Origin of the sequence: Endozoicomonas sp. ALC020, from assembly GCF_049275935.1 — a bacterium.
In the GTDB taxonomy this organism is placed as follows: Bacteria; Pseudomonadota; Gammaproteobacteria; order Pseudomonadales; family Endozoicomonadaceae; genus Endozoicomonas_A.
Genome location: NZ_CP184830.1, coordinates 2,976,929 through 3,000,246, shown reverse-complemented (window position 1 = coordinate 3,000,246; position 23,318 = coordinate 2,976,929). Strand labels below are relative to the sequence as shown.

The 23,318-nt window shown below is 48.4% G+C and carries 11 protein-coding genes; 5 read left to right on the top strand and 6 right to left on the bottom strand.

What is annotated here, in order from left to right:
- Window positions 1-75 precede the first annotated feature (75 nt).
- The 4 genes from rep to ACOJUO_RS10895 all read left to right on the top strand — a co-directional run bounded on the left by rep (window position 76) and on the right by ACOJUO_RS10895 (window position 11,370).
- Window positions 76-2,088: a DNA helicase Rep gene (rep, locus tag ACOJUO_RS10910; protein ID WP_422139790.1), complete on the top strand. Its 2,013-nt coding sequence runs from the start codon at window positions 76-78 to the stop codon at window positions 2,086-2,088.
- A 170-nt stretch (window positions 2,089-2,258) separates the two neighbouring features.
- Window positions 2,259-5,033, top strand: a complete 2,775-nt coding sequence (locus ACOJUO_RS10905) for a hypothetical protein (RefSeq protein WP_422139789.1) — start codon at window positions 2,259-2,261, stop codon at window positions 5,031-5,033.
- Between the two features lie 292 nt (window positions 5,034-5,325).
- Window positions 5,326-7,935, top strand: a complete 2,610-nt coding sequence (locus tag ACOJUO_RS10900; RefSeq protein ID WP_422139788.1) for a hypothetical protein — start codon at window positions 5,326-5,328, stop codon at window positions 7,933-7,935.
- 39 nt (window positions 7,936-7,974) lie between these two features.
- The gene (locus ACOJUO_RS10895; protein ID WP_422139787.1) at window positions 7,975-11,370 is read left to right on the top strand and encodes a hypothetical protein; all 3,396 of its coding nucleotides are present in this window, start codon (window positions 7,975-7,977) and stop codon (window positions 11,368-11,370) included.
- 184 nt (window positions 11,371-11,554) lie between these two features.
- Here the strand turns inward: ACOJUO_RS10895 and ACOJUO_RS10890 are convergent, their stop codons facing one another.
- On the bottom strand, window positions 11,555-11,767 hold the full coding sequence (locus tag ACOJUO_RS10890; RefSeq protein WP_422136718.1) for a hypothetical protein: 213 nt from the start codon (window positions 11,765-11,767) through the stop codon (window positions 11,555-11,557).
- A gap of 198 nt (window positions 11,768-11,965) precedes the next feature.
- Here ACOJUO_RS10890 and ACOJUO_RS10885 point away from each other — a divergent pair, with 198 nt between their 5' ends.
- A complete protein-coding gene (locus ACOJUO_RS10885; RefSeq protein ID WP_422139786.1) occupies window positions 11,966-17,791 on the top strand; it encodes a hypothetical protein in 5,826 nt (1,941 codons plus the stop codon).
- Window positions 17,792-17,976: 185 nt separating this feature from the next.
- On the opposite strand, the gene ACOJUO_RS10880 is transcribed toward ACOJUO_RS10885, so the two are convergent.
- From ACOJUO_RS10880 to ssb, 5 genes are all read right to left on the bottom strand, one after another.
- Window positions 17,977-19,356 (bottom strand): hypothetical protein, encoded by a 1,380-nt coding sequence (locus ACOJUO_RS10880; protein WP_422136716.1) that lies wholly within the window; start codon window positions 19,354-19,356, stop codon window positions 17,977-17,979.
- A 154-nt stretch (window positions 19,357-19,510) separates the two neighbouring features.
- Complete coding sequence (locus tag ACOJUO_RS10875; protein WP_422136715.1) at window positions 19,511-20,128, bottom strand: LysE/ArgO family amino acid transporter; 618 nt, start codon at window positions 20,126-20,128, stop codon at window positions 19,511-19,513.
- 45 nt (window positions 20,129-20,173) lie between these two features.
- Entirely contained in the window at window positions 20,174-21,016 is an 843-nt protein-coding gene (locus ACOJUO_RS10870) for a DUF547 domain-containing protein (RefSeq protein WP_422139785.1), read from the bottom strand.
- 501 nt (window positions 21,017-21,517) lie between these two features.
- On the bottom strand, window positions 21,518-22,099 hold the full coding sequence (locus ACOJUO_RS10865; protein ID WP_422139784.1) for a 5-formyltetrahydrofolate cyclo-ligase: 582 nt from the start codon (window positions 22,097-22,099) through the stop codon (window positions 21,518-21,520).
- Window positions 22,100-22,638: 539 nt separating this feature from the next.
- A complete protein-coding gene (ssb, locus tag ACOJUO_RS10860; protein WP_422139783.1) occupies window positions 22,639-23,247 on the bottom strand; it encodes a single-stranded DNA-binding protein in 609 nt (202 codons plus the stop codon).
- Between the last annotated feature and the right edge of the window lie 71 nt (window positions 23,248-23,318).

The window sequence follows — 23,318 nt, the reverse complement described above, 5'->3', positions numbered from 1 at the left end:
AACAGACAACGGTACAGCCAGATTCCTGATATACTGATCCTCTCAGCTCAAGACACAACACCAAAGCGACCCCCCGTGCACAGACTCAACGACCGACAGGCCGAAGCCGTCAAATACATTGATACCCCTTTGCTGGTTCTGGCCGGTGCGGGCAGTGGCAAAACCAGTGTGATCACCACCAAAATCGCTTACCTGATTCAGGAATGTGGTATCAATGCCCGCAATATCATTGCCGTGACCTTCACCAACAAGGCCGCACGGGAAATGAAAGAGCGTGTCGGCAGACTGGTCAAGGGCAGGGCCTCCTACGGCTTGACGGTTTCAACCTTTCACAACCTGGGGCTCAACCTGATCCGCAAGGAATGCAAGACGCTGGGATACAAGCCGGGCTTTTCCATTTTTGATGCCCAGGATGCCCACGCTCTGATAGGCGAATTGATGCAGCGGGAAATGGGATCAGACGAAGAGAGCGTTGATGCCGTCCAGCACATGATCTCCAACTGGAAGAATGACCTGATTCTGCCCCCACAGGCCATGGACAATGCCCGTCAGCCCAACGAGCAACTCGCTGCTCGGGTTTATGAACATTATAACCGCACGTTAAAAGCCTTTAATGCGGTCGATTTTGATGATTTGATTCTGCAACCGGTCATGTTGTTCCGTGAGCATCCGGAAGTTCTGGAGCGCTGGCAGAACAAAACCCACTATTTGCTGGTCGACGAATATCAGGATACCAATGGTGCCCAGTATGAATTGATCAGTCGACTGGTAGGAGACCGGGGCAAACTCACCGTGGTAGGTGACGATGATCAGTCCATTTACGCCTGGCGTGGTGCCCGTCCTGAAAACCTGGCACTGCTCAAGGACGATTATCCTTCGTTAAGAGTTATCAAGCTCGAACAGAATTACCGCTCCACCAGCCGTATCCTGAAAGCGGCCAATACCCTGATTGCCAATAATCCCCACGTGTTTGAAAAAACGCTGTGGAGCGAACTGGGCATGGGGGAGACTATTCGGGTTATTCGATGCCGTAATGACGAGATGGAATGTGAACGCATTGCTACCGAAATACTGACCCAGAAACTAAAAAACGGTACCCACTGGAAAGATTACGCGGTGCTGTATCGAGGCAACTTCCAGTCTCGCTTGCTGGAAATGAAGCTTCAGCATCATCAAATTCCTTACCGCATCAATGGCGGCACTTCATTCTTCGCCCGCGCTGAAGTCAAAGACATGATGGCTTATCTCCGACTGCTGGTGAATCAGGATGATGACAACGCCTTCCTGCGTGTTGTCAACATCCCCCGTCGGGAGATAGGCCCTGCTACGTTGGAAAAACTGGGCAATTACGCCGGTACTCACAACCTGAGTTTGTACGCTGCCTCGCAGGAAATGGGTCTTCAGGAAGACCTGTCGCCCAAGTATGTCGAGAAGCTACGCAACTTTACCCAGTGGCTGGATTCGGTATCCCGCCGCTGCCAGACCGATGAAGACCCCATTGCCGCCATCCGTGAAATGATTAACGACTGCGACTATGAAAACTGGCTGATGCAGACCACAGCAACGCCTGCAGGGGCAGAGAAACGCATGGGCAATGTCTGGTTCCTGATTGACTCACTGCAACAGACTCTCGAAAGAGGCGACGAAGATGCTACGGTTGAAGATGCCATCGCCCGACTGATTCTCAGAGATATGATGGAACGGCAGGAAGAGGAAGAAGATAACGACAAGGTACAACTGTTAACGCTTCATGCTTCCAAGGGGCTTGAGTACCCCTATGTATTCATGATGGGTATGGAAGAGGACCTTCTGCCCCACCGTACCAGCATTGAAGAAGACAATATTGAAGAAGAACGACGACTGACTTACGTCGGCATCACCCGCGCCAGAAAGACTTTGACCATGACGCTGGCAGGGCAGCGAAAGCAGTACGGTGAAATCATTGATACCACACCCAGTCGTTTCCTCGACGAACTGCCACAGGAAGACCTGGAATATACAGGATTCGGCGAGAAGGCCAGTAAGGAACAGAATGCCCTGACCGGTAATGCAGCTCTGGCGATGTTACGCAGCCGGTTGAGCGACTGAATAGCAACAGCAGCCAGCCTTAAAAACCATTCGGATTTTTCTTCTGCCAGCTTCAAGGCGACTCTGACCCAGTCAATGGGGTGCCTGGAATCTTTCTGCATGATGACGCCCCGTAGTCTATACATACAGACTCGAGTGGTTGTTATCATTATTCTTATCGCAGTACCCGTATGAATAGAAGCCTGACTGTCGGTGAAAGATCGTCTTTGCTATTAGTGTCGCTTGTCGCCTGTTTTCCGGACTGCAGCAGTTGGGCTGACACTGTCGAGCTGAACAATAATAATTTCAATCAATACCTGAATGCTGACCATCCGGTCAAAGGTGACTATCAGTTAACCAGTAATATTGACCTGAGCCAATTTCTCTGGAAACCCATCGGCAATGCGTCCGTTCCGTTTTCTCTCACTCTGAATGGCAACGGCCACGTTATTTCCGGACTCAAGGTTTCAACTTCAACCGATAACACGACCTCAGGCTTTTTCGGGTCACTGCAAAACAGCACCATCAGGCAGATCCTGCTTAAAGAGCCAAAAGTGACCAGTACCGGATTTACAAGCCCGGCAGGTGCCCTTGTGGGAGAGTTGAAAGGCAGCAGGATTGAAGAAGTAGTCAATTATGACGGAGCCGTCAAAACCATTGGTTCTCTCAGTCATGCCGGAGGTGTAGCGGGCAGTGTTACTGATAGCATTATACACGACAGCGTAAACACCGGAACCGTTATCACGACCGCAGATGCCAGCGCAGGCGGTATCGCCGGATTGGCGGTTCAGGCATCGTCCCTGTCAAATAACCTGAATACCGGAAAAATAGCCTCCAGAAATTTATATGCCTCACCTGCCGGTGGCATTGTCGGAGCTCTGAGAAACAACAGCATTGCTAACAACAATGTCAATACCGGTGAAGTTAATGTTGGCTTTAGCCAATATTCCGGGGGGGTTGCAGGAGAAGCACAAGCAGCCAAGGTATTACATAACCTCAACACTGGAAAAATATCTTCAGATTATTCGAGAGCCTACTCCAGGTTAGTTGGAAGTGTAAGTGGAAGCAGTGGCGGAATAGTGGGGCATGCTTGCGGGCAAACCCTGGTCAGCAAAAATCTCAATACGGGTAGCATTTCTACAAAGCGTTGGCGTACCTATGCAGGTGGAATAGCAGGAGACGTGATCAACGCGCCTGTTGTTCAAAATGTCAATGTCGGAACTGTCAGGACTCACGGCAATCAGGCATCTGCCGGAGGAATTACCGGGGAAGCGGTTGGTACAAGCGTTCAGGACAACCTGAATGCCGGAGCAGTCATAACGAAAGGCGTTAATGGCCACGTAGGTGGTATTACCGGGGCTGCGGCCCACTTGGCCTCAGTTTACAATAATGTCAATACGGGGCGGGTTGAGGCACAACAGGGAGCGTGGTCCTATGTCAGTCCTGCAGCCGCAAGAGTGTACCGGGCAGGTCCTATTGAGCATAACCTGGATACTTTCACAAAGTACCAATGGACCAGTGAGACATTCAGTGGACGTAATAAAGGTGTCGTAAGACTATCGAAAAGTGCTCTCAAATCAAACCTGACCGGATTGAACAGCACGCTCTGGAATGCCGGTAATGAATCGCAGCTGCCGATGCTCAAAGGCATTAACATCCCCTACCGTGAGCTGGCCCGAATAAGTGGTAACAAATTCCCAACAGCTCTGAGTGAGTTTGCAGACCCCGGTGGTGTTTCAAATGCCACCTCTTTTAATCCTGATGTCTGGAACGCTCGGGATGGTTACTTACCCTTTCTACACGTTTTCTCCAAATCACAAGCCTTATTAGCCGGGATTGACTGCACACAAGAAGGATTTGAATGCAGTACAGACAATGACATCTCGCAGACTCCAACATCCACACAGCCTTTGCCACCCCATTCGCCCGGCCTCTCAAGTCAATGCCCGCCACCAGAAGGCACACCGCTCTTGCAAGCCTATGACCCGGAAAACCAGCATATATACGTTGTGATTAAAGCTGAACCGTCTTCTGAATCGGCTCCTGAAGGTATAATTCTGGCACGCTATAAGGGCCCTGAACTGGATCAACAATTTGGTTTGTGCGGCATTGTGACTTATACAACCTCTAGCCCCCACGCCAAAATACTGAGCTCATACCCGTCTCTGTCAGCAAAGGTTATTCACAAAACCACAGGCTCTTCCCTCAATATTATTGCAACAACAAAGTCAGGAAAAACGACCCTGTTCGAGTTCCCGTTAACGGCCAACCAGAGATACCGATTGCAATTCAACGTAAAACTAAATCCCGCTGCTGCTTCTGAAAACGATGATAAAAAGTTGATAACCGCCAGTAACATTGACACGGTCAACTCTCGGCTGGACATCCTGATACAAAAAGACCAGACCTACGTTGCCACATTCAGTCCCGGAGAAGAGAAACTTTCTATTCGTCGGTTTGCCGCTGACAGTGGAGAAATGGATAGTACTTTTATTATTGATGACTGGATTGATTTTTCTTCCCGCTCCCCGGATTCACCTACAACCGTCAGGCTGATGACAACGGAAGATTATCTGCACGCCATTATTTACAACAGCGATGGACAACTGTCTGTATTTACTTATGAAGATCAGGTCAACGTCCATCGTTTTGACACCAGATTTAAACCTGCGGCAGCAGAGTCTATGCGCCTGGTATTTGTAGGCAATAAAGCTTACCTGGCCATTGAAAACCCTGATACTGAGGAAGGCGGTCGGCAGGTTCAGATGCAAGAAATCTCTCTGGGCATTGAAAACTTCAATCGTCAAAAACCCTGTGTCGCATTACGGTCTTCGGAATCGTCTGCGGTGATTTCTGACTGGCGGACTGAGCTTATTGCAGCAGGCGCTGTAGTGGCTACTACGGCGGTTGCAGTCATCCTTATCATTAACAAGTTTAAAAGGTCAGGAATGCGAACACGTAAGTAGCGACCCTGAGAAAACGGGCAAATACAAAGTCAGTCGGCATGATGACTCTGAATAGTCTACATTAACGTACTTATTATCATTATCTCTATGGTAGTTCTGCAATGAATAAAAGCCTGATAAGAGATCAAAATCGGCAAAGCCTGACTATAAAAAAAAATCCTTTGCACTATTACTGTCACTTGTCGTCTGTTTCTCAAACGGAAACAATTGGGCCAGCACTATTGAGCTGAACAATAATAATTTCAGAGAACATCTGAATGCCGACCACCCGGTCGAAGGTCACTATCAGCTAGTGAGTGATATTGACTTGAGCCAATTCACTCCCTGGAAACCCATCGGCAACACCTCCATTCCGTTTTCTCTCACACTGTATGGCAACGGCCACGTTATTTCCGGACTCAAGGTTTCAACGTCAGCCGATAACACAGCCTCAGGCTTGTTCGGGTCACTGCAGAACAGCACCATCAGGCAGATCCTGTTTAAAGAGCCAAAAGTGAGCACTGTCGGATTTACAAGCCCGGCAGGTGCCCTTGTGGGAGAATTGAAAGGCAGCAGGATTGAAGAGGTGGTCAATTATGCCGGAATCGTCAGAGCGAGCGGTCCTGGTAGTCATAGCGGAGGTTTGGCGGGCAGTGTTTCTGATAGCGTTATACACGACAGTGTAAATACTGGCACCGTCCTGACGATCAGAGCTGCCAGCGCAGGTGGTATCGCTGGCTGGGCCGATCAGACATCTTCCATATCTAATAACCTGAATACCGGAAAAATAACCTCCAGAATTTTATATTCCTCCTCGCCTGCCGGTGGCATTGTCGGAACCCTGAAAAACAACAGTACTGCTAACAACAATATAAACACCGGTGAAATTAATGTTGGCTATACCGAATATTCCGGTGGGATAGCAGGACAAGCAGAAGCATCGGAGGTATTACATAACCTGAATACCGGAAAAGTTGCCTCGGATTATTTGCGAAGCTTCTGCTTCTGCTGCGGGGAAGGTGGTAGCAGTGGTGGAATAGTGGGACATGCCTCCGGGCAAACTCTGGTCAGCAAAAATCTCAATACGGGTAGCATTTCTACAAAGTATTGGCGTACCTATGCAGGTGGAATAGCCGGGGATGTGGTCAAGGCTCCTGTTGCTCAAAATGTCAATGCCGGAACTGTCACTACTCAAGGCCCTCAGGCATCCGCCGGGGGTATTACCGGAGAAGCTGAAGGTTCTAGCGTAAGGGACAACCTGAATGTCGGAGCAATCACAACGAAAGGTGTTAGTGGTCATATAGGTGCTATTTCCGGGGCAGCCACCCTTTCAGCCACAGTGTGCAACAATGTCAACACAGGGTCCGTTGAAGCCCAGCGAAACTTCAGCTACGTAAGCGGGGCCGCAGCAAGAGTTTGGAAGGCAGGTCGTATTGAGCATAATCTGGATACTTTCACAAAGTACCAATGGACCAGTGAGAGAGGCAGTGGACGTAATAAAGGTGTCGTAAGACTATCGAAAAGTGATCTCAAATCAAACCTGACCGGATTGAATAGCACGCTCTGGAATGCCGGTAATGAATCGCAGCTGCCTATGCTCAGAGGCATTAACATCCCCTACCGTGAACTGGTCCGAATAAGTGGTAACAAATTGCCGACAGTTCTGAGTGAGTTTGCAGACCCCGGTGGTGTTTCAAATGCCACCTCTTTTAATCCTGATGTCTGGAACGCTCGGGATGGTTACTTACCCTTTCTACACGTTTTCTCCAAATCACAAGCCTTATTAGCCGGGATTGACTGCACACAAGAAGGATTTGACTGCAGTACAGACAATGACATCTCGCAGACTCCAACATCCACACAGCCTTTGCCACCCCATTCGCCCGGCCTCTCAAGTCAATGCCCGCCACCAGAAGGCATACCACTCTTGCAAACCTATGACCCGGAAAACCAGCATATATACGTTGTGATTAAAGCTGAACCGTCTTCTGAATCGGCTCCTGGAGGTATAATTCTGGCACGCTATAAGGGCCCTGAACTGGATCAACAATTTGGTTTGTGCGGCATTGTGACTTATACAACCTCTAGCCCCCACGCCAAAATACTGAGCTCATACCCGTCTCTGTCAGCAAAGGTTATTCACAAAACCACAGGCTCTTCCCTCAATATTATTGCAACAACAAAGTCAGGAAAAACGACCCTGTTCGAGTTCCCGTTAACGGCCAACCAGAGATACCGATTGCAATTCAACGTAAAACTAAATCCCGCTGCTGCTTCTGAAAAAGATGATAGAAAGTTGATAACCGCCAGTAACATTGACACGGTCAACTGTCGGCTGGACATCCTGATACAAAAAGACCAGACCTACGTTGCCACATTCAGTCCCGGAGAAGAGAAACTTTCTATTCGTCGGTTTGCCGCTGACAGTGGAGAAATGGATAGTACTTTTATTATTGATGACTGGATTGATTTTTCTTCCCGCTCCCCGGATTCACCTACAACCGTCAGGCTGATGACAACGGAAGATTATCTGCACGCCATTATTTACAACAGCGATGGACAACTGTCTGTATTTACTTATGAAGATCAGGTCAACGTCCATCGTTTTGACACCAGATTTAAGCCTGCGGCGGTAGAATCTATGCGCCTGGTATTTGTAGGCAATAAAGCTTACCTGGCCATTGAAAACCCTGATACTGAGGAGGGCGGTCGGCAGGTTCGGATGCAAGAAATCTCTCTGGGTCTTGAAAACTACAATCGTCAAAAACCCTCTGTCGCTTTATGGTCTGCAGAATCGTCTGCGGTGATTTCTGACTGGCGAACTGAGCTTATTGCAGGAAGCGCTGCAGTCGCTACAACGGCGGTTGCAGTCGTCCTGGCCATCAACAAGTTTAAAAGGTCAGGAATGAAAACCCGTAAGTAGCGACCCTGAAGAAACGGGCAAATAACAAGGCCAGTCGGCATGATGACTCTGAGTAGTCTATATAAACCTACCTATTATCATTATCTCCATGGTATTGCCGCAATGGATAAAAGCCTGATAAAAGATCAAAATCAGGCAAAGCCTGACTATCAAAAAAAATTCTCTGTACTATTACTGTCACTTGTCGTCTGTTTCTCAAACGGAAGCAATTGGGCCAGCACTATTGAGCTGGACAATAATAATTTCAGGCAATATCTGAATGCTGACCACCCGGTCAAAGGTTGCTATCGGTTAATCAGTGATATTGACCTGAGCCAAATTGTCTGGAAACCCGTCGGCAATAAATCCGTTCCGTTTTCCCTCACTCTGGAAGGCAACGGACATGTTATTTCCGGCCTCAAGGTTTCAACTTCACATTATGGCACTGCCACTGGCTTGTTCGGGTCACTACAGAACAGTGTCATCAGGCAGATCCTGATTAAACGGCCAAAAGTAAGGAGTTCCAGATTTGTGAGCCCGACAGGTGCGCTTGTGGGAGACTTGAAAGGCAGCATAATTGAAGAGGTGGTTAATTATGCCGGAACGATCAAAACGACCGGTTACGGCAGTGACGCCGGCGGTTTGGCGGGCAGTGTTTCTGACAGCGTCATACGCGATAGTGTAAACACCGGCACCGTCACCACAATTTTTGGAGGCAGCACAGGCGGAATCGCCGGATTGGCCAATCAGACATCATCTGTTTCAAATAACCTGAATACCGGAAAAATAATCTCCGGATTTTGGCATTCCTCACCCGCAGGTGGCATTGTTGGAACACTGAAAAATAACAGTACTGCTAACAATAATATGAATACCGGCGGGGTCACTGTCAGATATACCGAAAATTCCGGGGGAATTGCAGGAAAGGCAGAAACGGCCAGGGTATTAGATAATCTTAACACCGGAAAAATGTCCATAAATTCGAGATTAGTCGACGCTATAAAAACAGGAGGCAAGGGCGGAATAGTGGGGCAGGCCTCCGGGCAAACCATGGTCAGCAGAAACCTCAATACTGGCAACATTTTTTCAGAGTATGTTCCAACACATGTGGGTGGAATAGCGGGGCAAGTGGACGAGAGTTCTGTTGTTGAAAATGTAAATGCCGGGACTGTCAGTGCTGGCGGCTCAGTGGGAGGTATTGCCGGAGGTACTGAAGGTGGAATCATTCGGGACAACCTTAATGCCGGAGCAATTAAATTATCTGATATTGGTGGCTATGTCGGTGGTATTGCCGGAAAGGCCAGCTTTTATTCGACCTCGCTTTACAACAATGTCAATACGGGGCCGGTTGAAGCTCAGGAAGGAAGTCTCTATCTGAGCGGGGCAGTGGCAAGAATCTGGATGACAGATCGTATTGAGAATAACCTGGATACTTTCACAAAGAATCAATCGGCTAGTTTAGGTGATGATGGACGAAATACAGGAATCAAAAGACTGTCAAAAACTGCTCTCAAATCAGACCTGAGTGGTTTGAACAGCACACTCTGGAATGCCGGTGATGCAACACAGCTGCCGATGCTCAAAAGCGTTAACACCCCTTACCGTGACCTTGCCCGAATAGATGGTACCCAACAGACAAATAACCAGTTTCCCACCGTCCTGAATGAGTTTGCTGATCCTGGTGGTGAGACAGATGCTACCTCTTTCAATCGTACTATCTGGAACGGACGGGATGGTTATTTACCGTTTCCAAAAGTTTTCTACAAACCACAAACACTACTGGCTGGAATTGATTGCACACAAGGAGGATTTGACTGCCGCGAGGATAAGAACATCGTGGCAACTCCGTCGGTTACACCATCGTCGTCTGCTCGGCTCTCAACCGTTTCATTAAGCACTGCTTCCAGACCCCATAGCTTATCGGATTCGGAGTCAGCGTCAGAAACTTCATCTCCGGCCCAATCGTCATCTGCACAGCATTCAATCAGCGAATTGGACACTACACTCGGGGCTCGTACTTTACCTGATTCGGAGTCACCATCAGAAAAATTGTTGCATACAACCTTACCTGATAGTACATCCTCCACAACCCATTCAGCCAATCCGCTGGATAACTGTCCGCCACTGAAGGGCACACCTCTCTACCAGGCGTACGACCCGGTAACCCAGCGGATATACGTTGTCATCCAGCCTGGAACACATTATGAAGAACTTTCGGAAGGGGTTATTCTGGCACGCTATAAAGGCACCGAACTGGATAAACAATTTGGTTTGTGCGGCGTTATGAAATACACCCCCTCTGACAACCACGCCATAATGCTGGATCCCTCCCAGTCACTGGTAGGACAGGTTATTCAGGAAACAACTGGTTCCTTCCTTAACCTTGTTGTAACAACAGATTCAGGAAAAACGACTCTGCTCGAGTTCCCGTTAAGTGCTATCCAGGGATACCAGGCACAATTCACCGTTAATAACGACTTATTCCCTGAAAATCTGCAAATTAATGATGCTACTCATCATCAGGGTTTCATGTATTTAACTGGAACAGTCGATGACAACATATTTATTGGCCATTACCACCAGCAGCAGCTCTTTTATCCTATAGATTATGCCGAAAGCAGTGGCCAATATGATGAGGAACAAGGGCTTAGTCTAAGGCTTTCCCCGGATGGTGAACGCCTTTATGTAACGGGCAAAAGTGATAGAGATACATCCTATCAACTGTTTATCAGGCAGTTCGATAGTAGTCAACTAAGCCCCATTGCCACTTTTGGAGACAGCGGGAAAGAGATAATACCCACCAATAACATCGACAGAGTCAATATTCAGCAGGATATCCTGATACAAAAAGACCAAGTCTACGTTGCAACATTTAGCCCTGAGAAAGAGCAACTGTCTATTCGCCGGTTCGCCACTGAAAATGGCCAGATGGATAGTGCTTTTATGATTGACGATAGCGTTGGCTTTCCTTCCCGCACATCGGGTTCGTTTGCAACTGTCAGGTTGGTGACAACGGAAGATTATTCGCACGCCATTATCTACACCAGTGATGGACAAATGTCTGTAGTTACTTATAAAGATCAGGCCAACATTAATCGTTTCGATACCACATTCAAACCGGCAGCAGTAAAGTCTATGCGACCGGTTTTTGTGGGCAATAAAGTCTATCTGTCCGTTCAGGATTATGAGAGTGAGAAGGGGAGTCGGCATGTTCAGATGCAGGAAATTTTTCTGCATCCTGGAAACTACAACCATCAAAAACCCCCTGCCGCCATATTGTATAAGGAATCGCCATCGTCCTTCGGATTGTCCAGGAAATCATCCGGAAAACTTTCTGCAGCAGTTTTTGGTTTGGGAATCGGGCTTATTACAGCGAGCACTGTGATGACTGTAACGATTGCAATTGTGATAGCCATTAAGACCCTCAAGAAACAACCGCCTCTATCAGCAATATAAATGCAACTTCCAGACGCTTTTATCAAGGATCATCCGTATAACAAAAGCTGCCTGATATGTTCCTGCATAATGACTCCTCTTAGCAAAATCGTCGTAAACCCTCGCCCAATCGAGGGTGTCGCAAAAGCCCAACAACTCGTTTCCACGCTCTGTGTGGGTGTCGCAAAACTTCAACAGCTCGTTCTCATGCTCTGAAGTCGTCATTCCCGCGAAGGCGGGAATCCAGCGCCAACGGTGGATCTCTGGCTTCTCGGGGATGACAAGGCCAGGGGGACACCGGGCAGTATGGTTCTGGTGGAGAGTCAGTGTGGATTCCCGCCTTCGCGGGAATGACGAGAATGAAGTCGGCAATGACGGGAGTCAGCGAGTTCCCACGCCGGAGAGAGTTTTGCGACACCCTCGATTGGGCGAGGGTTTACGACGATTTTGCTAACATTGGCATGAACCGTGACTGATGAGCTGAACAGGATTTTATTACGGATCGTCTGGATAACAAAATCTGCTTGCCATGCTTGCTCATGATGACCCCTTATAGTCTATAAATACAAATGAGAATACGAGTAGTTATCATCATTATTTTTATGGTAATGCTTCCATGAGTACCAACCTGATAGAAAATCAGAATTGGCGTAGCCTGCCTATCAACAAAAAGCCATCTTTATTATTACTGTCACTTGTCGTCTGTTTTCCAGACTGGAACAGTTGGGCCAGCACGATTGAGCTGGACAATAATAATTTCAATCGATATCTGAACGCCGACCACCCGGTCAAAGGTCGCTATCGGTTAATCAGTGATATTGACTTGCGCCGATTCAGGCCCTGGGAACCCGTCGGCAATAAATCCATTCCGTTTTCTCTCATTCTGGATGGCAAAGGCCACGTAATTTCCGGCCTCGAAGTTTCAACCTCGTTAGATAACACGGCCTCAGGCTTGTTCGGGTCGTTGCAGAATAGCGTTATAAAACAGATCCTGCTTAATCAGCCAAAAGTGACCAGTTCCGGAACGAACAGTCCGTCAGGTGCGCTTGTGGGAGAGTTGAAAAGCAGCAGGATTGAAGAGGTGGTTAATTATGCCGGAACCATCCAAACGGGGGGTCTTCACAGTCATAGCGGAGGTATAGCGGGCAGTATTTCTGATAGCGTCATAAGGGATAGTGTCAACACCGGCACCATTTTCACAACCGGAAGCGCTATCTCAGGGGGTATCGCTGGATTGGCCGATCAGGCATCTTCTGTTTCAAATGACCTGAACACCGGAAAAATAGCCTCCAGAAACCTCTATTCTTCTCCCGCCGGTGGCATTGTCGGAATGCTGAAAAGGAATAGCTTTGCTAATAACAATGTGAATACCGGTGAGGTTAATGCTGGCCATACTGAAGATTCCGGAGGGATTGCAGGGCAGGCAATAGCGGCCAGTGTCTTACAAAACCTGAACACCGGAAAAATTGCCTCCGACTACCTGGACGGCACCTCCCACCGGGGAGGTGGTAATGTGGGTGGAATAGTAGGGCAGGCCTCAAGCCATACCCGCGTCAGCAAAAACCTTAATACAGGCAGTATTTCTGGAAAATATTACTCCAAGGTGGGAGGAATAACCGGCCAGGTAATAAACGCTCCGGTTGTTCAAAATGTCAATGTCGGCCCTGTCACTACTGATGGCAAATATGCCTATAGCGGAGGTATTGCTGGAAAAGCCAGAGGTACAAGCATTCACGACAACCTAAATGCCGGAGCTGTTATAGGGAAAGATTATTACAGTCCAGTCGCTGGTATTTCAGGGACGGCCCAACGGGCCTCAGTTTACAATAATGTTAATACGGGTCTGATTAAAACACATTATGAACGCAATAAAAGTGCGGCAGTCGCAACCAATTACGACGCAGCCCGTATTCAGAATAATCTGGATACTTATACAAAGTATCACCCGGCTTCCGAATGGAGTGGATATAACACGGGTGTCGAGAGAATATCAAAAGCTGATCTTAAAGCAAACCTGAGAGGTTTGAGCAGCGAGCTCTGGAATGCCGGTGATGCAACACAGCTGCCGATGCTCAAAGGCGTTAACACCCCCTACCGAGACCTTGCCCGAATCAATGGGACCCGACAGGCAAACAACCAGTTTCCTCCCGTCCTGAATGAGTTTGCCGACCCTGGTGGTGTCGCCAATGCTACCTCTTTCAATCGTACTGTCTGGAACGGTCAGGATGGCTATTTACCGTTTCCAAAAGCTTTCTTTGAACCGCAAACACTACTGGCCGGAGTTGATTGCACACAAGGGGGATTTGACTGCAGCAAAGAAATGCTTACTCAATCACCCACGGACAGTACTCTGAGTTCTGAGTCACCATCAGAAGCTTCAAACGCTATACCCTTGTCATCCGCGCAGACGTCAACCGGAACATTGATCACGGCTTCTGTGGCTCGTACTTCCCCTACTTCTGAGTCACCGTCAGAAGAAGCTTCATCTACTATCCCACCGTCAACGGCACAGCCAACAACCAGCGAAATGACCATGGCTTCTGTGGCTCGTACTTCCCCCACTTCTGAGTTACCGTCAGAAGCTTCATCCACTGCCCCACCAACAACGGCACAACCAACAACCGGCAAACTGACCACAGCTTCTGTCGCTACTAATTCGCTCACATCTGAGTCACCGTCGGAAGAAGCTTTATCCAGTGTTCCATCGTCAACGGCGCAGCCAACAAGCGGCGAACTGACCACGGCTTCTGTCACTCGTACTTCACCCACTTCTGAATCACCGTCGGAAGAAGCTTTATCCACAGTTCCATCGTCAACGGCGCAGCCAACAAGCGGTGAACTGAGCACGGCTTCTGTCACTCGTACTTCACCCACATCTGAATCACCGTCGGAAGAAGCTTCATCCACAGTTCCATCGTCAACGGCGCAGCCAACAACCAGCGAACTGACCACGGCTTTTGTCGCTCGTACTTTGCCCACATCTGAGTCACCGTCGGAAGAAGCTTCATTTACCGTCCCATCGTCAACGGTACAAACAACAACCGACGAACTAAACACGGCTTCTGTCGCTCGTACTTCGTCCACTTCTGAGTCACCGTCAGAAAAAGCTTCATCGACTGTTCCTTCGTCAACGGCACAACCAACAACTGGCGAATTGACCACAGCTTCTGCCGCTCGTACTTCGTCCACTTCTGAGTCACCATCAGAAGAAGCTTCGTCCACTGTTCCATCGTCAACAGCAGAGCCAACAACCAGCGAACTGAGCACGTCTTTTGTAGTTCGTACTTCACCCACTTCTGAGTCATCATTGGAAGCTTCATCCGCTGTACCATCGTCATCGGCACAGCCGAAAACCAGGGAACTGACAACGGCTTCTGTAACTGGTACTTCACCAACTTCTGGGTCATCTTTGGAAGCATCATCCGCTGTCCCTGCATCATCGTCACAGCCATCAACCAGCGTGGCCAGGACTATTCAGCTAGACAATAATAATTTCAATCAATATCTAAATGCCGACCATCCGGTCAAAGGTCACTATGAGTTAATCAGTAATATTGACCTGAGCCGATTCACTCACTGGGAGCCCGTTGGCAATAAATCCGTTCCGTTTACTCTCACTCTCATTGGCAACGGCCACGTGATTTCCGGCCTTGAAGTTTCAACATCAGCAGATAACACTACAGCAGGCTTGTTCGGGTCACTGGAGAACAGCACCATAAGACAGATCCTGCTTAACCAGCCAAAAGTTACCAGCTCCGGAGATGCAAGCCCGACCGGCGCACTGGTGGGAGAGATGAAACAGAGCCGGATTGAAGAAGTGGCCAGTTCTGCCGGAGTCATCAAAACGAGCGGTTCCGGCAGTCATGCCGGTGGGATAGCGGGCAGTGTTTCTGATAACAGCATCATACGCGACAGCCTCAACACCGGAACCGTAATCACAACCGGAATTGCCTGCGCTGGCGGCATCACTGGACTCGCCGAACAGGCATCCGTCATTTCAAACAACCTGAATACCGGAAAAATAACGCCCAGAAACTTACATGACTCACCTGCCGGCGGCATTGTCGGCAGACTTAAAATCAGTAGCCTTGCTTATAACAATTTGAATACCGGTGAGGTTAATGTCGGCCATACCGAAAATTCCGGAGGCATTGCCGGAGAAGCCGAGGCAGCCAGAGTCGTACAAAACCTGAACACTGGAAAAATTGCTTCCGATTATTTGGACAGCACTTCCCAACGGGGGGGTGGTAATGTTGGCGGAATAGTGGGGGAGGCCTCGAGCCATAGCCTCGTCAGCAACAACCTCAATACAGGGAGTATTTCTGGAAAATATGGCTCCCACGTGGGTGGCATAACAGGGCGAGTAGTCAATACAACTGCTGTTCAAAACGTCAATGTCGGGCCTGTCACTACTGACGGCAAATTTGCCTATGGCGGAGGTATTGCCGGAAAAGCCAGAGGTGAAAGCATTTATGACAACCTAAATGCTGGAGCGGTCGTAGGAAGAGGCAGGAGCAGCCCAGTCGCTGGTATTTCAGGAACAGCCCGCGGGGCCAACGTTTACAATAATGTAAACACCGGGTTGATTAAAACATATTATTATGACAACCGAAAAAGTGCGGCAGTAGCAAACATTCGCAAAGCCGGACGTATTGAGAATAACCTGGATACTTTCACAAAGAATCGCAGTGTTCTTACTTTCGTCGAATGGGATGGATATAATACAGGCGTCGTGAGAGTACCGAGAGACGTCCTAAAATCAAACCTGAGTGGTTTGAGCAGCGAGCTCTGGAATTCCGGTGATTCATCACAGCTGCCGATGCTCAAAGGCATTAACGCCCCCTACAACGAACTTGTCCGAATAAACGGTACCAAACAGGCAAACAACCAGTTTCCCAGGGCCCTGAATGAGTTTGCAGACCCTGGTGGTAACTCAAATGCCACCTTTTTCAGTCGTACTGTCTGGAACAGTCAGGATGGCTATTTACCTTTCTTAAAAGCTTTTTTCGGAGCACAAACATTATTGGCCGGAATTGATTGCACACCAAGTGGGTTTGACTGCAGCGAGAAAAAGGAGACAACTCCGTCGGCTTCATCATCGTCATCGGAAAAGCCATCAGCCAGCCTGTCGGATAACTGCCCGCTACCGGAAGGCACACCTCTCTTTCAGACCTATGACCGGGAGAACCAGCGCATATACGTTGTCATTCAGCCTGAGTCACATGAGCCTTCCGGGATTATTCTGGCACGCTACCAGGGCACTGAACTGGATAAACAATTTGGTTCATGCGGCACTGTGAAATACACAACCTCTGTCAACCAGGCCAAAATACTGGATTCTTACCAGTCTCTGACAGGGCAGGTTATTCATGAAACCACAGGTCCTCATCTTGACATTGTTGCAACGACAACGTCAGGAAAAGCGACTCTGCTTGAGTTCCCGTTAACTGCGGCCCAGAGAGACCAGGCACGACTCAGGGTCCGCAAGAACCTGTTCCCCGACAATGTTCAAATTAATGATACCGCTTATCATGAGGGTGTCATGTATTTAACAGGAAGCATCGATAACAGCCTGTTTGTTGGCCGTTACCTCCAGCGACGGCTCTATTTGCATGAAAAGTATCCTGAAGATAAGGAAGAAGGACTTTTTTTAAGACTCTCCCCAGATGGCAAACGTCTTTATGTTGCTGGAAAAAGTGATCAGGATGCGCCCCATCCTCTGTTTATCAGAGAGTACGACAGTAACCAACTAAACCCCGCTGCCTCTTTTGGAAACAATGGCAAAGAGATAATGGCCACCAATGACATTGACACGTTCAACAGTCAGTACATCCTGATACAAAAAGACCAGTCCTACGTTGCCGTATTCAGCCATGAGGGAGAGAAACTTTCTATTCGCCGGTTCACCACCGAAAATGGACAGATGGACAGTGCTTTTATTATTGACGACAGGATTGATTTTTCTTCCCGCACAAAGGGCTCAACAACAACTGTCAGGCTGATACCAAGAGACGATTTATTACATGCCATTATTTACAACAGTGATGGACAAGCGTACGTAGTTACTTATCAAAATCAGGTTAACGTCCATCGTTTCGACACCACCTTCACACCTGCAGCAGCAAAGTCTATGCGCCCGGTTTTTGTCCGCAATAACGCCTATCTGGCCGTTGAAAATACCAATATTGAGGAGGGTAGACGGCTTGTGCGTATGCAAGAGATTTCTCTGGAGATAGAAAACTACAACTACCAAGTATCCCCTATCGCTTTCTCGTCTGAGAGATCGACTGAAGGAATGAGTGGCCTGGGAATCGGGTTTATTGCAGCCGGCAGTGTGACTGTTGCAACAATTGCAATCATCCTGGCCATTAAGAAGTTCAAAAGGCAGAGATTTGGATCAGGGACAGAAACTCACGAATTACTATCTTTGGATAAATTTTAGATAATTGACAGACAGGACGGCCCCGTAACGAGGATGGCAGAAAACTGATAATTAAAATCCGGTTTTGCAAGCAGAACAGCGAACTATTTGACGAACAAAAGCAGATTTTCACCAATTTACTGCCACCACACGACTGCATGAACACGGAGCCAGAGCAACGCAGGAGCAGTTGCCGGGTAAGGCAGCTATTCCTGGCCAAGCTCCAAATTGCCCTCCTTGTAGACATACTTCCCGGCCAGCTTGATGCCCGCTTTCGCCAGAAGCTGACGGTATTCCAAAGGTTTCAACCAGACAATCCGCTTAAAATCCTCCTCGCCCAGAATCTCATCAAGTGCCTCTTTCATCCGCACAGTCTGACCCAACGGAAACTCTCCTACCATCAACAGAGGCAAATTGGCGCCTTCCTTGTCCTTGCCAATTCCCAGTTCACCCAGCCCGTCTACCACTCTTTTGATGGCTGGAATAAAGGTATCCCTGGCACATCGGGTTAATGCGTTTTGACCGGCATACCAGTCTTTTTCATTGACACCCTCTGGCACTGTATTCTGTTGCAGCACCCAGAAGCCGACATAGCCGGCTTCATTTTTCTTATCTTTCAAGCGAACAAACAGGTGATTAAACTTTCTGGTTGGCAGGGTGGTATTCAATCGCTCCTGTTCCTTTTTGCTATAGCCCAGAACAGGATAGGCCAGATAATCACCTTTAGGTGCCCGTCCATAAACGTCAACGGTTGGCATAGCATTCATGGCTTTCAGAACCGGTACATGTTTCAAATCCAGTGTGTCAAAATCACTGGCTGTGCAGGCTGCTGGCAGCTGATCGAGGAAGAACACCTGGATGGCTACGCCATACTCATAACCCCCACCCTCACTGTCGTAGCTCACCCGATCATAGCGCATAACACCATCCCGAATTTTGTAACCAATGGCGTAGGTGGTCAGTTGAATAAAATCCAGATCCCTTAGCTCTGTCTTTTCACCCACTTTCTGTCTGGCCAGTTTCGCCATCAGACGGGTATCTGAATCCATTTGTAAATGCTTATCGGGGGGCATCTGGAAATGACGAAGCTTCAGAACTTCTTCCATGTTCTCGCGAATGTACTGCTCTTTCAGAACTAACCTGCCACCGACCACAACGGCTCTTTTGTGATGGTCATTATATCCGGCAATACCGACGTAAACGGCATCAAGCCCGATTTCGTCGTCATCTTTCAGCTCAGGCCAGTGGAAGCGAGCCGATTTCCTGAGATTATCAAGAGCATTAGCGAACAGAACTGTTTCCGAGTCACGGAACGCCAGATTGCCCGGATGACCCATACCGGTGAGTGAAGCCTCATAAAAGTCTTCTTTACCAGATGACTGGCTGTAACTGACATGGACCGGAGAGGCCACAGAGCTGGCCAGTACCTTCTCTGGATTATTTGCCGAAGCCAACACCATGTTGACCTCGGCATTGCTTTCATAGACCACCAGCACCAGATTGTCTGAATAGGTCTTGGCAAAGGATAGTGAAGAGAACAAACTGAGAGAGATCAAGACAACACTGCCTATAAGCCTGAGCTTCATCGGATCAACCCCTTTTTTAGCAAACCTTACAGCAGGGACACTGCTGTATCAGCGAACCGCAGCACTTCTGTGCAAACGTCATTAAAAAAAGCACCTGATCATCAAAATAGCCAATGAAATGAAACCCGGAAGCATAATTGTTTAGACAGAAACGTTATAAAATATTGGTCAGATCCATTTGCAGCAGACTGAGGGCAATGCTGAACATGATCAGACAAATCACCAGATCAATGATTTTCCATGCTTTTGGACGGGCTAACAGGGGTGCCAGCTTCACAGCACCAAACCCAAGACCATAGAACCAGATAAGCGATGCGGTGATAGCTCCCAGTACAAAATAACCACGCTGATCACCGTATTGAGCACCAATACTGCCCAACAAAATGACCGTATCAAGATAAACGTGCGGATTCAGCAGAGTGACCGCCAGAGTCGAAAACACAATACCCCGAATAGACTTTTGCACCTGCCCTTCTGCTTTGAGTTGCCCGGTTTTGAAACTACGCTTCAGTGACATCAGGCCAAATCCAGTCAAATAAGCAACACCCGCCCAGCGGGCTACTTCAAGCAGTGTGTTATTACTTTGGATAAGTGTACCAAGACCCATGACACCGGCCAGTATCAATAAGGCATCGCAGACTGCACAAATTGTGGCAACCAGGATAGGTGACTCTCGACGTAAGCCCTGAGCCAGCAAAAATGCATTCTGACTGCCAATAGCTATGATCAAGCCGCCGCTTAATAGCAACCCATTCAGATAAATTTCCAGCATTGCCTACTTTCTTAAAGCGCGTTATACATTCAACAGAGCGACCCACTATGGCCCATTCAAACCCCAATCATAGTGATGATCTAAATCCCCTTTGTACTGCTGAAGCCTGGTGCGCAGATCAGGTTTGGCGTATTTCACCAAGTGGGCGATCAAAGATTGGTCATTCCCACCGAAGTCGACTTTATACCAATGATAGATACTTGAGACGAGCAGTTCGCCATCGTCAAAGGTCACGCCGCGTTCGTGGTTGACGTAATCGGTTGCGGCGGCTTCAAGCAGTGTTTCTGTGTTTTCTGAGGTGAAAGCTTTTGCGGCAATATTCGGGCAACTGTAGCTGGCGCAGTTGACAGCGTAATGGATGCGTGCGTCGCTCCAGATGGGTCTCAGGATATTGTGCTCAATGTTGTTGAGCGTGAGTTTTTTACCTTGAATTTGGGTGATATCGTCGTTCCAGGGGCCAAAGCCGAAGAAACTTTTGCCAAGCTCAGTAATACTATCCACGGGGTAGTTTTCAAGAATCAATTCCACCGTGAGCGCATTGTAGAGGTTCACCCAGTAAGCGAACTGCTCTTGCTTTGAATAGCTGCGGGGGTCAAGCGCGGTCATTTTTTTCAGGTAGTTTTGCAACCGCGATCTGTCGGCTTTGGAGACTTTGCCGTAATTGAACAGGTTCACGCCGGAGGCATGTTTGTTGTCCAAGTATGTGTCGAGGGTATGTTGCCAGTCGCTGTGATCGATGACAGCTTTATTGCTTTCGTCGCTTTTATTCCAGAAAGGAATCAACTCAGATTCAGGGGCCGCATGCACGACACTGACGCTCATGAGCATGCCAAGAAAGCCGAACAAACTCAGCAAAACGAGTTTGGTAGATTGGGTAAAAAATTTCATTGAGATGCTCCTTTTGCCTCAGCATAACATTTGATTTATCAGGCGGACAAAACCCTCACTCGCGCCATTATAAAGTGGTGAATAACAACTCAGTGTCACGCAGTGCTCCGAAGGTCTGCCCATGGCAAGCGTTGAGAGACAGGCTAAGTTTTGAGACATACGACTCAATACCAATACTAAGATGAAGCCCCTGTCTATCATTCGCTTGCAGTTAACACCTCTTTATGCGAAATTCACCAACGCTTGAAAAAAGCAATTGATGCCCATAGCGATTAAAATAAAAGTCGCTTTTGATGGCAAATCAATGACTGGCTGGCTTCCCCGTGTTCAAGACGGCCAAGAATAATAATTAAAATAAAGTGGAGTTCTGAAGAAAATGGTTAACCCAAAACCCAGTTCAATCAGCCTTTTATTAGCTGTCTTTATCGTCGCCGTGTTAACAACAGCAGCGACTTCGACTCTGATCTGACAAGCTGATGGCTTAGGCCAGGGAGTGGCTTACTAAACTTTCTCACCATATAGCTGCTTTTCTGTTGCAATGCTCTTCATTGGAACATCCCAGTCCGCCGCCGGAATTGAACTGACTTTCTGACACTCATGCGCTAACCCCATCAGTATCGGTTTACTGCGGTTTTCCAGAAAGGCAAAAGTCCGGTCGTAATAACCCGCTCCCATGCCAAGACGATTGCCCTGCTCATCAAACCCGGTGAGCGGCATAAGCACCAGATCCAGTGCTTCTGCCTTAACGGTTTTTTCAAGATCCAGTTCCGGTTCGGCAATCCCGTAACGGTTCTCTACCATCCGGGTATTGGGTCTGTAGAGCTGGAAATACATCTTTTCAGGCTGCTCCTGATCCAGAACCGGAAGATAGCAGAACTTATCCTGCTCCCAGATCGCTTCGGCGATAAATCCGGGATCAATTTCACCATCATTAGCCAGATACAGAGCGATATGCTGACTGTGCCGAAAAGCCTCACTGTTACACACGACAGAGGATAATTTCTTTGCCGCAGTAAGTTGCTGTTCAGCCGACAGGGATTGACGACTGCTTCGTAACTGCTTGCGCAGGCTGGCTCGATCCATCTGAGATGACACCCGACATTGTTCTGTTGGAGCAATATTGTCTACTGCTGAAAGGAAATACTCAATGATTGAAATGGATGATGCCTGTCAGAAATCAGCGACTGCCTCTCCAGAAAAGGCAAAAGGCCGCTGATTTCAGCGGCCTTTTGCTATGTTCAGTTCCTGACTAGGAGCCTGACCGAGAATAGCGCCCGTAGCGAGGACGGCAGAAAATTGAGGATGAAAATTCGGTTTTGTGAGGAGAATAGCGAGCTATTTGACGAACAAAAGCGGATTTTCAGACCAATTTGCTGCCGCCGCAGTAGGGCAGACTATTCTCGGTCAGGCTCCTAGCAGCCTGTCGGACTTAAGCGTCCGTAGCGAGGATTGCAAGAAATTGAGGATAAAAATCTCTGTTTCTGAGGAGAATAGCGAGCTATTTGACGAAGAAACAGGGATTTTTAGACCAATTTATTGCAACCGCACGACTGCATGGATGCAGGAGCTAGAGCAACGCAGGAGCAGTTGCCGTGTAGGACAGTCTTAAGTCCGACAGGCTGCTAGAACGGAATATCATCATCAAAGTCGTCAAAGCCACCTGCTGGCGCAGTCTGAGGCTGTTGCTGAGGTTGCTGCTGCGGAGCAGGACGCTGTTGAGGCTGATGTTGCTGAGGCTGATGCTGCGGCTGCTGTGGAGCGGCTGCAGGCGCCTGCTGTTGCATCGGCTGCTGGGGTGCATTGTATTGTTGCTGAGGAGCAGGCTGTTGTGCAGCTCTTGGCTGGAACTCGCCACCACCCGCAGGCATAGCCATTCCGTCCTGACGGCCATCCAGCATTTGCAGCTGGCCACTGAAACCGTCAACAACAACTTCTGTCGTGTACTTATCCTGACCGGACTGATCCTGCCACTTACGGGTCTGCAGTTTACCTTCAATGTAAACCTTGGAACCCTTGCGCAGGTATTGCTGAGCAATTTCAGCCAGCTTGCCGAAAATGACCACCCGGTGCCATTCGGTTTTTTCCTGTGGCTGGCCGGTGTTACGATCTTTCCAGGACTCACTGGTCGCAACACTCAGGTTGGCTACAGCGCTGCCATTCGGGGTAAAACGGACATCCGGATCATTGCCCAGGTTGCCGATCAGAATGACCTTGTTAACACCTCGTGCCATCAGTTTCTCCAGTAATTTTTAACATGAACCCTTTTCATCCTCACAGGAATGAAAACAGGCTCCTGGTTGTC

Coding starts and splice junctions, on each gene's coding strand:
- ACOJUO_RS10905 (WP_422139789.1), top strand. CDS start 2,259: ATGAATAGAAGCCTGACTGTCGGTGAAAGATCGTCTTTGCTATTAGTG.
- ACOJUO_RS10895 (WP_422139787.1), top strand. CDS start 7,975: ATGATGACTCTGAGTAGTCTATATAAACCTACCTATTATCATTATCTC.
- ACOJUO_RS10885 (WP_422139786.1), top strand. CDS start 11,966: ATGAGTACCAACCTGATAGAAAATCAGAATTGGCGTAGCCTGCCTATC.
- ACOJUO_RS10880 (WP_422136716.1), bottom strand. CDS start 19,356: ATGAAGCTCAGGCTTATAGGCAGTGTTGTCTTGATCTCTCTCAGTTTG.
- ACOJUO_RS10875 (WP_422136715.1), bottom strand. CDS start 20,128: ATGCTGGAAATTTATCTGAATGGGTTGCTATTAAGCGGCGGCTTGATC.
- ACOJUO_RS10870 (WP_422139785.1), bottom strand. CDS start 21,016: ATGAAATTTTTTACCCAATCTACCAAACTCGTTTTGCTGAGTTTGTTC.
- ACOJUO_RS10865 (WP_422139784.1), bottom strand. CDS start 22,099: ATGGATCGAGCCAGCCTGCGCAAGCAGTTACGAAGCAGTCGTCAATCC.
- ssb (WP_422139783.1), bottom strand. CDS start 23,247: ATGGCACGAGGTGTTAACAAGGTCATTCTGATCGGCAACCTGGGCAAT.